We start from the raw sequence: 12,095 nt of genomic DNA, 5'->3' as shown, positions 1-12,095 counted from the left end.
CTTCAGGCACCGAGGATGTCGGGAGTCGGGCTTCCGGGCAAGGGGGGCGCGTTATGAGGCGAGAGAGACCCACACCGAGCGCCCTATTCTGGTGGTTCCCCACGCACCAGCCGGCTCAGTTCGTTGTGTAGCGGCCGGAAGTTCTGGGGACAGGCCCGGCAGAGCTCCTCGGCCGAAGCGCGTTCGAGAATCCAGGGAGCGTCGATGGTCTCGGTGTAGGGGGTCTTCTTCCGGTACTTGTGGAACAGTTGCTCCACCACACGCTTTGGAGGCTGGTGGTCATTCTGGTCCTCGGGCGGCTTGCGCCAGTTCTTCTCGATGCCGTCATCCGTCCCCAGCCGCCTCCGGAGCACGTCCGGGGCTCCGAGCAACAGGACCTCCAGGTCGTGCTTGAGGCAGTGGACGCGGTAGTGTGAACGCACCGCGTCGGGCAGGTCATACCTGTCCGCGGCTTCACGGAAGCGCCCCAGCAGGAGCGTCTTCATTTCGGCGAATGAGCCGTGTGCCGCGGGCGTACGGGCGTACTTCGCCATCGGGTAGAGGTCCGGTAGCGCGAAGATGTAGTCGTCCGGGTTGCTCTTGAGGTGGTTGGCGGCCGTCCTCCCGAGCTGGTGGAGGATCCAGTCCTTCCCGCCCGCGGGATGAAGGGTGAGGCTGACCTTCGACCTGCGTCCCTCCTCCACCAGGGGTCGGAAGAGCTTTTCCAGGGAGGCACGGTCCCCAGGGCCCTCCACGTAGACCAGAATCCTCACGAACGGACCTCGAGCTCGTCGCTGATGTGGAGCCGGGCCAGTTCCCCACTCCCGAGTTCTTCGATTTCGCGCCGCAGGCTCTCGTTGGAAGCGGGCCTGGCGAACACCGCGCGCCCGTCAACCTTCTTCATCACCGCGAGTTCCTCCAGCGAGAACTGGCTGAGGAAATAGGGCGAGTGTGTAGAGACAAGGAGTTGTGACTCCGAAGAGGCTTTACGTAGTAGCCCGGCAAGCACGGGCAGCACGCGTGGGTGGAGCCCCAACTCTGGCTCGTCGATGCAAATGAGCGAAGCCTTGCGCGACAGGCAAAGCGTCGCCCAGCACAAGAACTTGAGCGTACCGTCCGACAAGTCCGCGAGCGTTAGTTCGCCCTTCACACCAGTTTCTCGCCAGATGCCAATAACCGTTCCCGGTCCGCCGCGAGCTTTTACTGTAAGTGACTGGAACGATGGGATGGCCGAGCGCAGGTGCGTCTCCAGTTCCTCCCATATCTCTGGGTGTTCTGTCTTCAAATAAAAAAGAACCGCCGAGAGATTGCTTCCATCCTCTTTGAGTGTGGGGTTGGGCTCACTAAGCACGGGACGTCGAATGGCCGAGGCCGCACCTACGTCGAACCCTGAGTAAAAACGCCATCCCGTCACATAGTCTCGGAAGTTGTTTATGGGTATCAGGTTAGGATCAAGCGCCCTTCGCAAGGCCAACTCATTCGAGGGAAGTTTCCATGAGTGAGCCATGTCGTTCGGAGCCCCCCCTCTTATGGCCCGAGCGCTCAGAACACGACCTTGTCCACCTTTGAAGTCCAGAAAATGCCCCACCTCAAGCCAGTGGCCTTTGTCCTCGGCATTTGACAGCGAAGATAGCGAAGATAGCGATTCAGTTGCAATCTTAGGACTACCTACAGGACCGCTTAATTGAAGTGAGTATCGAAGCAGCCTCGGACTCCCTCGGTCGACCACCATAGCAAGCTCTAAACGCTCAGGAGAGCCTAGATGGAACAGAGATTTTCCAACACTGCGGGGGTCAATCTCCGAAGGTAGCGGATTCTCCGCCGCGAAAGCGATGAACGCCAGCAAGTCAAAGAGAGATGACTTGCCTGATGCATTCGCGCCAATGATTACGGTCAACGCCCCAAAGCTAGCCTGGAATTTATCCAGGGCCCGGTAACCATCCACATGCAGATCAATCAACCGCACCTCGGGACCGAACTCATCGCCTTCAGTGCGCTCAGCGAGACTAGCCTCAATCGCTTCCTCGGAGAGCACGGCTCGGCGAATGCGGTATGGGTAGCTACCAGCACCAAACCTACCGATTCCAGCGCTCTCAATCACGCCCAACGTAGAGGCCAGCAAGGAGATGCTTACAAATGCCTCAGCCAAAGGCATTCCTGCCATAGCCGCAAGTTCCGATTGACTCCATACACGCGTAGCTTCCTTTTGGTATGCATCGCGCCAAAAAGGCAGCAGCCGCCTGAATGTAGCGAGCTCAGCATCCACTTCACTTCCCCCATACTTCACCAAGCCCGCCAAGGTAGGTGAAACGACATGAGGAAAGTCGACTAAATACCCCGCCTTCATCAGGCTCTTGGCGATGGGCTCGTCAGCCGAATGATGGGCTAGAAATTCATCGTACGACAGAAAGCGTTGATGCTGCCGCAGGAATGTGAGCGCATGAAGAATGACGCGCTCTTCAGGTCTTTGCCCACTACCGTCTAGCTCGCGCGTCATCGCCGTATTCCTTGGTCCCAGTGAAAAGGTAAATTATGGCACAGCGTCCCAACAGAAAAGATACACAGTTAGAGCCCAGCAACTCCTTCATGTATCTCTAGCCCGGCCGACCTCAGCGGGGCGTCCCACACGCCGCGCAGTGGCGCGCCTGGGGGGTGCGCAGGGGCTTGCCACACGTCGCACAGGGCGGGCCAAAACGGCTCACCCGGTGATGGCTGACCGCATCGATGCTCGTCTCGGGAACACCGGTAAGCCGCTCAAACTCGGCGCTCGCCTTCGCCAGCCCGGCCTTGACCATGTCGCGGGACAGCGCCTCGTCCTCCGCTAGGCGAATCGCCTTGATGCTCTGCATGCCCTCCACGTACAGCGGCCACACCCGGGAGAACTCCTCTTCGTCGAGCATCGGGACGTCCGCTTTGCACCGCCAGCACCACAGCACCTTCATACGCCCTCCGCTCACCGGCCCTCGCGCAAGCCTGGCGCAAGACTTCCGGGCGGGACAGTGACGGCTGCCTGGAGGGAAAGATGACGGCCACCCGCCGGGGGCTGCCGTCTGGGAGCTTCAGGCCCGGGGGCTCACCGTGGAGGGAGCCGCCGCTCGGGCTGCCTACGTCCCGTGACAATCGCAACTGGAATGCCCCCGCGCGTCCGCGGGCCGCGGGGGCCCCGTCTCACTCCGCCGCCTGCCAACCGCCCCACGCTTCCTCGTTGTAGCCCCACCGGCCGCCCGTCGAGCCATCAGCCTGGGTCACGCCATCCGACTCGTTGTCGTCGCCCCGGTCCACATAGGGCAGCCCCTCGTCGTCCATGTACGTGGTGTCGTCGTGCTGAACCATGCCCGGCTCCTTCAGCGCTCCGCCTGGGTGAAGTGGACGGCCTCGCGGCTCGTCGCCCCTCGGGCGCCTTCCGTTCGGTCGACTCGAGCCCACCCTATGTGGTGCCCGACCATGCAAGCGTTGACCGATTTACCAACCAGATTGACCATGTCGTCCCGCGTTGTAAAGCCCTCGGCCCGCGAAAGTTTGAGGCCCGGCGACCGCAGCACGCCCGCCTGCCTGCTCAGCGCCAGCCAAGCACGTGATTCCAGGCACTTGCACCAAGGTCCAAGGTTGGTCTCCCCGCGCGGAAGACACACACCGTATGTCCACGGCTTCACGCTTGGAGCCTCTACAGGATTGACGGCCGCCCGATTTTCAAGCGGGCTTCTGGCAAGGCCCCAGTCAGTAAATTCGTGCGCTGGCGGGTTCCCCACCAGGGGGCCTCGGCCCTGTGCTCCACTGCCGGACACCGGGCGCCGCACGGCGCTTGATTCGCGAATCACCCCTGTTAGGGTTGTCCTGAACTCGAGCTTTGTCGCGCTGCGTTAACCGGGTCTTCTCCGCCGAGCGCGCCCCCAGAGGTCTCAAAGAGCCCATGAGTCCCATCATCACCGGCCTGCTGCTCGCCGTCGCCGTTCCCATCTTCGTGATGACCATGTCTGGTCGCGTGGGCGTGCTGCTCGCGATGAAGAAGGAGAACCGGTTCGACAACCTCCCCCTGCGCCTCAAGCGGCTCGCGCTCTTCGGGCTCGGACAGAAGCGCATGGTGGACCCGGAGGAGTTCACCCCGGGCCTGATGCACGTCTTCATCTACGCGGCCTTCATGGTGCTGGCGCTGCGCACCGTCATGCTCTTCGCCATGGGCTTCTCGTCCACGGCGCTGGAGGTGCTGACGGACCTGGGCCACCCCGTCTGGGCGGACGCGGGCCCGCTGCTCGGCGCCTACAAGGTCTACCTGCTGATCAAGGACGTGGTCGCCGCGCTCGCCCTGGTGGGCTGCGCCTACTTCGTCTGGACGCGCTGGAAGGTGAAGCCGGACCGCATGACGGTCTCCTGGGAGGCGTACCTCATCCTGGGCTTCATCTCCGGCCTGATGATTACGGAGTTCCTCTTCGGCGGCAGCCACATGGTGGCCGCGAACGCCGCGCAGGCGCAGATGGGCGCCACCCAGGTGCCCCAGACGGCGGCCTCGCTCGTGTGGTGGGAGCCCGTCACCAGCGCGGTGGGCCTGGCGATGATGCCCCTGGGCGACCAGGCCGCGCATGTGGTCGGCGCGGCCGGGTTCTGGATTCACCTCGGCATCATCCTGACGTTCCTGAACTTCCTGCCGCTCGGGAAGCACTTCCACATCATCACCGGCCTGCCGAACGTCTTCTTCCAGCGCACCCACTCCACCGGCAAGCTGCCCACGCCCAATCTGGAGAAGGAGGAGTTCGGCACCGCCACGGTGAAGGACCTCACCTGGAAGCAGGGCCTGGACCTCTACTCCTGCACCGAGTGCGGCCGCTGCCAGACGCACTGCCCCACGTACATCACCGGCAAGCCGCTCACGCACAAGGGCGTCAACCAGGACCTGAAGCACTGGCTCTGGGAGAACGAGCAGTGGGCGGAGGAGGGCTACGGCCCCAACAAGACGAAGGAGCCGCTGCCGGAAATCATCGGCTCGGCGCTGAAGGCGGAGACGGTGTGGGCGTGCACGAGCTGCGGCTGGTGCGAGCAGGCCTGCCCGGTGTTCATCGAGAACGTCCCGCGCCTCATCGACATGCGCCGCTACCAGGTGCAGGTGAAGGCGGAGTTCCCGCCCGAAATCCAGCGCGTGTTCGAGGGAATCGAGCGCCAGGGCAACCCCTGGGGCATCGGACAGGACCGGCGCGACGAGTGGGCCGAGGACCTGGCGCTGCCCACCTGGGGTGACGGTGGCGGCCCGTACGAGTACCTCTTCTTCGTGGGCTGCGCGGGCAGCTACGACGACAAGCAGAAGAAGGTCAGCCGCTCGCTGGTGAAGATTCTGCGCGAGGCGGGCGTGTCGTTCGCCACGCTGTCCAAGCAGGAGATGTGCAACGGCGACTCGGCCCGCCGCATGGGCAACGAGTACCTGTTCCAGACGATGGCGAAGACGAACATCGAGGCGTGGAACTCGATGGGCGTGAAGGCGGTCATCACCCAGTGCCCGCACTGCTTCAACACCATCAAGAACGAGTACCCGGAGTTCGGCGGTGAGTACCGCGTCATCAACCACACGCAGCTCATCAACGAGCTGCTGAACGAGAAGCGCATCCGCCTCTCCGCGGTGATGAACACGAAGCTCACCTACCACGACCCCTGCTACCTGGGCCGCCACAACGGCGTGTACGACGCGCCCCGCGAGGTGCTCAACGCCATCCCCGGGCTCGAGGTGGTGGAGATGCAGCGCAGCAAGCGCGAGGGCTTCTGCTGCGGCGCCGGCGGCGGGCGCATGTGGATGGAGGAGCACATCGGCACGCGCATCAACCACAACCGCCTGAACGAGGCGGCGCTGACGCTGAAGCACGCCGAGGACCCGTCCACGCCGTACCCCGATGCCGCGGACAAGAAGAAGCCGGGCATGGTGGGCGACTACAAGGAGAAGGGCGGCACCGGCGTGGTGGCCGTGGCGTGCCCCTTCTGCTCGACGATGCTCAACGACGCGGTCAACGACACCGAGCGCGGCGAGAACATCAAGATCAAGGACATCACCGAGCTCGTGGCCGACTCGCTGGTCGAGACGCGCAAGGGCGCGGGCAGCGTGACGCCCGGCGTGACGGTGAGCGCCAAGCCGGAGTGAAGCAACAGCCGTGAGCCGGTGACGGGCCCGCGAGGTCCGTCACCGCCTCACACCTTCCACTCGATGAGGAAGACGCAGGAGGGAGGCTCCCTCCGGAGCACCATCACCCGGGCCCCGGGCGCTCCCATCATCTTCATGGACGCCTCCAGGATGCCCACGTAGTAGTGCGTCCGGTCGAGGATGTCGTTGATCCACAGCTCGCACACCCCGGGGGACCGCTCCGTCAGCCGCAGCTCCACGTAGTTGTCCGAGCCCCGGAACGCGCGGTTGAACTGCGACAGTGACTGACGGGGCCCCATTGCGCGCGCCGCCGCCACCATGACCCGGCCCAGCATCGTCGAGGTCAGCCCCTCGATGAGGGCATGCCCCAGGAGCCGCCACGCCTCGTCGCGCTCCTTGTCCGGCCACACGTCCCGCAGGACGATGTCCAGGCACTTCAGCCACGTGGTGATGGCGTAGGCCGGCAGCAGGTCCTGGTCCAGGTCCAGCCCCGCGTCGCGCAGCTCGTTGCGCGCGGCCGGGGACAGCTTCCCGTTCAGGGACAGGTGGAAGAGTCCCTGCACGGTGCCGCTGTAGATGAGGCGGGTGTCTGGCGTCCCCATGTCACGGCTCCGCGACGAGCATGAGGCCGGCCGGCCCCGGCGCCTCTCCCTGGCACACCTCGCCACGCACACCCCCGGCGGCCCTGTGCGAGCCCCCGGCTGTTCGTGGAAATGTGAAGAAACCCTGTTACTGCCGTCACAGGGGAGGCCCCGCGGTGCAGGAATGTCCGGCAGTGGACGCCGGGCTCAGGGCTTGCGGGGCTTCTCCGAGCGGAGGGCGCGCTCCAGCCGCTTCGTCGGCCCGTCATCGCCCAGCTTGCCGGCCACGTACGCGCCCGCGGAGGCGAGCTTGCGGTGGAGGCTGTCAGGCGGCGGGACGGAGGGCTCGGTGCGCAGGTCGGTGATGCCGATGCCGGACAGCAGCGTGCGCGCGAGGTCCTTCTCGTCGTCCTTCGCGTGGGGCAGCAGCAGCTTGCAGACCTCGGCGTGCCCATGGGCGGCGCCCATGATGAGCGCCGTCTCGCCCAGGCTGTCGGTCAGCTCGGGGTCGGCCCCGGCCTCCAGCAGCAGGCGCACGATGTCCGCCCGGCCCGCGCGAGCGGCGGCCATCAGCGGCGTGCGCCCCTCGGCGTCGAACGGGTTGGGGTCCGCCCTGGCGGCCAGCTGGGACTTCACGGCCTCGCGGTCACCCGCGAGCACTGCATCGAACAGGGACATCCACCCACCTCCAGGCAAGGGGCAGCATCGCGCCTCGCGGCTCCGGACGCCAGCCGCTCCGGGCGTGACTCACTCCACCGGAGGCAGCGCGGCCCGGCGGGCGAGCACCCCCCTCCCGCTCCGCCAGGAGCCACGCCCGGGAGCGACTCACTCCACCGGAGGCAGCGCGGCCAACCAGCCAAGCACGACGTCCCGCTCGACCGGGTCCTTCAGGAGCCACTCGTGTCCCAGGCCGGACACAACGCGCGCCTGGAGCGGCACGCCTGCCGCGCGCCAGGTCTCCGACGCACGGCGCCACAGGGCGGGGCCGTCCCCGTCCCCCTCTCCCACCAGGGCCAGCAACGGCACGCGCGTGTACGCGGAGCCGGCCGGAGGCGTGGACTCGCCCCCGCGCGAGAAGCGTGGCGCGCCGGCCAGCAGCACCAGCCCACCGAAGGCCTGGGGACGGGCGGACCACAGCTCCAGCGCCATCTGCGCGCCCGCGCTGAAGCCCAGCAGCACCGGCCGTCGGGCGTCCACGCCGGGGACTCGCGCCGCCGCGTCCGGTACCGCCTTCTGCATCACCCGGTTGGCGTCCGCGCCCCGCCAGCCGGAGAAGTCCTTCCGCGACAGCGTCAGCAGCGCGAAGCCCCTCCGGGCAAGCTCCCCCGCGAGCGGCTCCACCAGCGCGAGCCCGTCTCCGCCCGAGGGATGCAGCCACACCACCAGCCGATGGGGCCGCGCGGTGGTGGCCTCCTCGGACACGAGCAACCGGTACGGCAGCCCGCCCTCCGGTGCGCCGGTGTGCAGGCGGAGTCCGGCTGGCGGCTCCGCGAGCCCCGTGGCTTCAGAGGTGCCCGCCACCGGAACCCCGGGCCCGGACGCGCACGCGGCGCCCAGGAGCAGGAGCCCCGAAAGCAGGGCCCGTCGGAGGAGCCCGATTCGCGGCACTACAGCGGACCGTAGGAGGGCTCCGCCGCGCTGGGCACCGAGAGCGACACCGAGCTCGTCGTGCCGGAGCCGACGCCCGCGCGGTAGATGCCGGGGTCGCTACCGCTCGCGTCGGAGAAGAGGAAGCCGACCTGGTTGGAGCGCGTCCAGCTGGGCCAGGTCTCCTGCACGCTGGCGGCGGTGAGGTCGGTCACCCGCTGTCCGTTGCCCACCCCCGTGGCGCTCAGCGAGGCCACGAAGATGCGGATGCTGCCGGAGGACAGGCGCGCATCGAACGCCACCTGCGAGCCATTCGGTGACACCGCCACCCGGTTCTCCACCGCCAGCGCCTCGTTGCCCAGCGAGCTGGAGAAGGGGGTCGACCCGTCGAGCGGCACGCGCGCGATTTGATTGAGCTGGCGCAGGCTGCTGCCCGCGGGCGCAATCACCGCGCTCCCGTTGGGCACGAAGGTCGGCGCGCCGTAGGAGATGGTGTTATTGGGCGTGAGCTCCTGGAAGCCGCTGCCGTCCGTGTTCACCCGGCCCAGCGAGGTGACGGAGCTGCCCGTCGGCGAGAAGACGAAGACGACGCTGCGGCCGTCGGGGCTGAAGGTGGGCGTGCGGAAGTTGGTGCAGCCGCGCGTGCACGCCGCGTCGCCGGAGCTGAACAGCGTGGCCGTGGTACCGCCCGAGGTGGGCACCGTCTGCAGCGAGGTGGCGGAGCCGGTGCGCTGGACGAACACGATGCTGCGCCCATCGCGCGACACGGCGGGCCAGTACGCGCCGCCCCGGGTGGTCAGCCGCTGCGGACTGTTGGGGTCGCCGTCGTCGTCCACCACGAAGACGTTGCGGTCGTCCTCGCGCACGAAGGCGAAGCCCTCGGTGAAGAGGACGTCACCGGTGGTGCCGCCACCGCCGTCGTCCGTGGGCTCACATGCGCCCAGCAGGCCCACCGCCAGCACTCCACCCATGAACCGCCGCATGCCCGTCATCGCTCTCACTCCGCTTTCCGGCCGCTTCGAGTGCCCTGTACTACAGGGCGCGCCGGGTCGGACGTCAACGCGTCACGGGAGATTCAAAGCCCCGCGAGGTGTCAACGGTTGAGCTTCTGCAGCTCGTTGCGGCACATGTTGCAGAGCGACAGTTGCTTGCGGTCGCAGTCCTGGGGTGTCTGGGCGAAGAACATGACGCACCGCGGGTCCTCGCAGTAGGACAGCCCGAGCAGGTGCCCCGCCTGGTGCACCACCTCCGACTGGATGCGGCGCCGCAGGTGGTCTCCGTCCGCACCCTGGCGCAGCCGGAAGATGCTCATCACCGCCGTCTTGGACTCGCGGTCCGCCTCGCCGAAGACGAAGGGCGAGTCGGGAACGAAGAGGTCCACGTCGGTGATGCCCATGACGACATGCTGGCCGGGCTCGAGCATCGGCGTGAGCCGCCGCATGATGGCGTTGCAGTGGTACTGCCCCCGGTCCTTGTTGAAGGCGTAGACCGGAGAAGGCAGGGCCGTTCGGGCCACCACCGTCTGGACGCTCATGTGCGCCGCCAGCGGGTCCTGCAAGTCCCTCAAGAGGGAGGCCGATGGGCTACCCACGGAGACCAGCAGGAGCGTCTTCTGCGGCATCGGGCCACCGTCCTTCATGCACGCGGACGGACGCGCTTGCTACCGCGTCCCCCCGGAGCGGAGTGGCTGGGGCGCAAGGATTCGAACCTTGATAATCAGAGTCAAAGTCTGATGTCCTGCCATTAGACGACGCCCCAGCAGGTTCGCACGTGTACTTCTGGTGCCCGATTCTACGGCATCCCGACGGGCGCGGGAACCCACCCTGACATGGCTCCCGGGCCTTGTCCGCCATCCGACCCGCCCGGAGGCGCCTTTTCCGGAGTGGCTCTCCCCCCTCCCCCCGAACCCAGGCCCCGCGTCACTGTCGGCCTGGACCTGGAGTGAAGCCGGGCCCCTCCCCAGCGGGGGAAAGGGCCCCGCGCCGCCTCGCCGGTGGAGGGGCGCGGGGGGGCCGGCCCCCCCCTCACTCAGCCCTTGAGGACGGCCAGGGGCGTGAGGCGCAGGAGCGGGGTGACGAGGTCGGCCTCGTCCTCCAGCACCTCGGTGATGTCACGGTAGGCAGCCGGGGCCTCCTCGACGAGGGACGCGGCGCGGCCCCGGTCGTACACCACGCGGCGCAGCGCGTGCTCCAGGGCGGCCGGGCGGATGCGGACGCGGGCCTCGGTCCGGGTGAGGACGCGGCCCGCTCCGTGGGAGCAGGAGCGGAAGGCCCGGGGCTCGCCCCGGCCCTCCACCACGTAGGAGGCCGTGCCCATGGAGCCGGGGATGAGCCCCCGCTGCCCGGCCTCCAGCCCCACCGCGCCCTTGCGGTGGACGTGGAGCGTGCGGCCTCCGTGCACCTCCGTGGCGACGTGGTTGTGGTGCACGTCCAGGGTGGACGCCGGGTCCGGGGACACGCCGAGCACCTCGGCCACCCGGGGCAACGCGCGCGCGGCGATGGCGTCCCGGTTGGCACGGGCGAAGCGGCAGGCCAGGTCGAGGTCCGCGAGGCAGGCGAGGCCCTCGGGGGTGTGCGTGCTCAGCGCGGGCAGGCTGCCCTCACCGAGCGCCCGGGCCACGCGCAGGTGGTGGTCGGCGATGGCGGCCCCCACCCCGCGCGAGCCGGTGTGCAGGAGCAGCCAGACGTCTCCCTCCGCGTCGCGGTCCAGCTCCAGGAAGTGGTTGCCCCCGCCAAGGGTGCCCAGGTGTCGCGGCGCGAGCCGCTCCCAGGCGTGGCGCAGCTTCTGGGTGGACAGCGGCGGGGACTCCAGCCCGGGCGGGAGGGGCACGCCCCCGCCCCGATGGACGGAGTCGCCCACCGGCACCTCGCGGGCCAGCCGCGCGAGGAGCGGCTCCAGCACGTCGCGCCCCGGGAGCGCGGCGGGCTGGGGGAAGCGGTACGAGCTCACGCCGCAGCCCAGGTCACCGCCCAGCGCGCCGGGCACGACGTGGTGCGCGGTGGCGAAGACGGTGCCCACCGCGACGCCCGAGGACATGTGGACGTCCGGCATGGCGGCCACGTGCTCGACGACGTAGGGCTGGGCGGCAAGGAGGCGGAGCTGCTTCTCCGCGCCCGGGGGCAGCGCGCGGGCCCAGACGAGGATGGGCACGGCGCCGGGCTCCGGCTGGAGGATGCGGGGCATCATCGCTCGCCCCCTTCCTCGTCGGAGTCAGCGGGAGTGCCCGGCTCGGGCGTGTCCGGCTGGGGCTCCGCCACGCCGATGTAGATGAAGCGCAGCTGGGGCACCCGCTTCAGGTTGAGATGGAGCGCGAGCTGCGAGCGCAGGTAGCCGCTCGCGTGTTCGAGCGCCTCCTGCACGGCGCGGGAGCCGGAGACGGCGGACTCCGGAGTCAGCGTGTAGCCGATACGGACGAGGCGGCCATCCGGGGACAGCTCGAACGACGACAGCGAGACGCCTTCGAGCCGTGGGTCGGACAGCTCGCCACGGAAGAGCAGGGACACCTCCTGGAACAGGGAGGACTGCACGCGCAGGTGGCGCGCGGACGGGTTTTCGGACGGAGACGACGGGAACGACGACAGCGAGGAGCCCTCGCGCCCACGAGGCGCTCGGGGACGGCGATTCCTGGAAGAAGACATGAGTGGACGAACGGTTTTCAGCAGGCCGCGCGTGGGCTCCGTGCGTCCCGGGCGTCACGCCACGAGACACGCAAGGCACACGCCGGCCGGATGCACGGCGGCTACGGCTCCGCGCGCGCATGCGGCTCCAGGAAGCGGAGACCCGCTCCATCCCACTCAGCGCTCAGGCTTCGCGAGGGAGGAGGTCAGACC

General features: G+C 68.0%; 12 protein-coding genes and 1 tRNA gene. 1 reads left to right on the top strand and 12 read right to left on the bottom strand.

Features of this window, described 5'->3' with window-relative positions; all coding sequences use genetic code 11:
* Window positions 1-83: 83 nt before the first annotated feature.
* From G4D85_RS12190 to G4D85_RS48840, 4 genes are all read right to left on the bottom strand, one after another.
* A complete protein-coding gene (locus tag G4D85_RS12190; RefSeq protein WP_164011349.1) occupies window positions 84-752 on the bottom strand; it encodes a DUF4276 family protein in 669 nt (222 codons plus the stop codon).
* On the bottom strand, window positions 749-2,476 hold the full coding sequence (locus G4D85_RS12185) for an AAA family ATPase (protein WP_164011347.1): 1,728 nt from the start codon (window positions 2,474-2,476) through the stop codon (window positions 749-751). Before G4D85_RS12185 ends, G4D85_RS12190 begins: the two co-directional genes overlap by 4 nt.
* Before the next feature lie 112 nt (window positions 2,477-2,588).
* On the bottom strand, window positions 2,589-2,921 hold the full coding sequence (locus G4D85_RS12180) for a hypothetical protein (protein WP_164011345.1): 333 nt from the start codon (window positions 2,919-2,921) through the stop codon (window positions 2,589-2,591).
* A 226-nt stretch (window positions 2,922-3,147) separates the two neighbouring features.
* Window positions 3,148-3,312 carry a hypothetical protein gene (locus tag G4D85_RS48840; protein ID WP_205525520.1) on the bottom strand — a complete coding sequence of 55 codons (165 nt, stop codon included), beginning with the start codon at window positions 3,310-3,312 and terminating at the stop codon, window positions 3,148-3,150.
* A gap of 577 nt (window positions 3,313-3,889) precedes the next feature.
* Between G4D85_RS48840 and G4D85_RS12175 the strand changes: the two genes are divergently transcribed.
* On the top strand, window positions 3,890-6,097 hold the full coding sequence (locus G4D85_RS12175; protein WP_164011343.1) for a (Fe-S)-binding protein: 2,208 nt from the start codon (window positions 3,890-3,892) through the stop codon (window positions 6,095-6,097).
* Window positions 6,098-6,144: 47 nt separating this feature from the next.
* Here the strand turns inward: G4D85_RS12175 and G4D85_RS12170 are convergent, their stop codons facing one another.
* The 8 genes from G4D85_RS12170 to G4D85_RS12135 form a co-directional block, all read right to left on the bottom strand.
* Window positions 6,145-6,699, bottom strand: coding sequence for a DUF2378 family protein (locus tag G4D85_RS12170; RefSeq protein WP_164011342.1), 555 nt, complete (start codon window positions 6,697-6,699; stop codon window positions 6,145-6,147).
* Between the two features lie 186 nt (window positions 6,700-6,885).
* Window positions 6,886-7,356: an ankyrin repeat domain-containing protein gene (locus G4D85_RS12165; RefSeq protein ID WP_164011340.1), complete on the bottom strand. Its 471-nt coding sequence runs from the start codon at window positions 7,354-7,356 to the stop codon at window positions 6,886-6,888.
* A 147-nt stretch (window positions 7,357-7,503) separates the two neighbouring features.
* A complete protein-coding gene (locus G4D85_RS12160; RefSeq protein ID WP_205525519.1) occupies window positions 7,504-8,199 on the bottom strand; it encodes an alpha/beta hydrolase in 696 nt (231 codons plus the stop codon).
* Window positions 8,200-8,285: 86 nt separating this feature from the next.
* On the bottom strand, window positions 8,286-9,257 hold the full coding sequence (locus G4D85_RS12155) for a TolB family protein (protein WP_338052890.1): 972 nt from the start codon (window positions 9,255-9,257) through the stop codon (window positions 8,286-8,288).
* A gap of 101 nt (window positions 9,258-9,358) precedes the next feature.
* Window positions 9,359-9,886: a non-proteolytic archaemetzincin-like protein gene (locus G4D85_RS12150; RefSeq protein ID WP_164011334.1), complete on the bottom strand. Its 528-nt coding sequence runs from the start codon at window positions 9,884-9,886 to the stop codon at window positions 9,359-9,361.
* Between the two features lie 63 nt (window positions 9,887-9,949).
* Window positions 9,950-10,023 (bottom strand) — tRNA-Gln (locus tag G4D85_RS12145).
* A gap of 270 nt (window positions 10,024-10,293) precedes the next feature.
* On the bottom strand, window positions 10,294-11,451 hold the full coding sequence (locus G4D85_RS12140) for an RtcB family protein (RefSeq protein WP_164011332.1): 1,158 nt from the start codon (window positions 11,449-11,451) through the stop codon (window positions 10,294-10,296).
* On the bottom strand, window positions 11,448-11,903 hold the full coding sequence (locus G4D85_RS12135; RefSeq protein WP_164011330.1) for a ribosome-binding factor A: 456 nt from the start codon (window positions 11,901-11,903) through the stop codon (window positions 11,448-11,450). Before G4D85_RS12135 ends, G4D85_RS12140 begins: the two co-directional genes overlap by 4 nt.
* Window positions 11,904-12,095: the final 192 nt, after the last annotated feature.

It is taken from the genome of Pyxidicoccus trucidator (assembly GCF_010894435.1).
Classification (GTDB): domain Bacteria; phylum Myxococcota; class Myxococcia; order Myxococcales; family Myxococcaceae; genus Myxococcus; species Myxococcus trucidator.
Note: the sequence above shows the minus strand (reverse complement) of the source record. Positions and strands in the feature narration are given on the sequence as shown.

What these genes read in the sequence shown, in the direction of transcription:
- G4D85_RS12185 (WP_164011347.1), bottom strand. Translation starts at nt 2,476, where the DNA reads ATGACGCGCGAGCTAGACGGTAGTGGGCAAAGACCTGAAGAGCGCGTC.
- G4D85_RS12180 (WP_164011345.1), bottom strand. Translation starts at nt 2,921, where the DNA reads ATGAAGGTGCTGTGGTGCTGGCGGTGCAAAGCGGACGTCCCGATGCTC.
- G4D85_RS48840 (WP_205525520.1), bottom strand. Translation starts at nt 3,312, where the DNA reads ATGGTTCAGCACGACGACACCACGTACATGGACGACGAGGGGCTGCCC.
- G4D85_RS12175 (WP_164011343.1), top strand. Translation starts at nt 3,890, where the DNA reads ATGAGTCCCATCATCACCGGCCTGCTGCTCGCCGTCGCCGTTCCCATC.
- G4D85_RS12170 (WP_164011342.1), bottom strand. Translation starts at nt 6,699, where the DNA reads ATGGGGACGCCAGACACCCGCCTCATCTACAGCGGCACCGTGCAGGGA.
- G4D85_RS12165 (WP_164011340.1), bottom strand. Translation starts at nt 7,356, where the DNA reads ATGTCCCTGTTCGATGCAGTGCTCGCGGGTGACCGCGAGGCCGTGAAG.
- G4D85_RS12155 (WP_338052890.1), bottom strand. Translation starts at nt 9,257, where the DNA reads ATGACGGGCATGCGGCGGTTCATGGGTGGAGTGCTGGCGGTGGGCCTG.
- G4D85_RS12150 (WP_164011334.1), bottom strand. Translation starts at nt 9,886, where the DNA reads ATGCCGCAGAAGACGCTCCTGCTGGTCTCCGTGGGTAGCCCATCGGCC.
- G4D85_RS12140 (WP_164011332.1), bottom strand. Translation starts at nt 11,451, where the DNA reads ATGATGCCCCGCATCCTCCAGCCGGAGCCCGGCGCCGTGCCCATCCTC.
- G4D85_RS12135 (WP_164011330.1), bottom strand. Translation starts at nt 11,903, where the DNA reads ATGTCTTCTTCCAGGAATCGCCGTCCCCGAGCGCCTCGTGGGCGCGAG.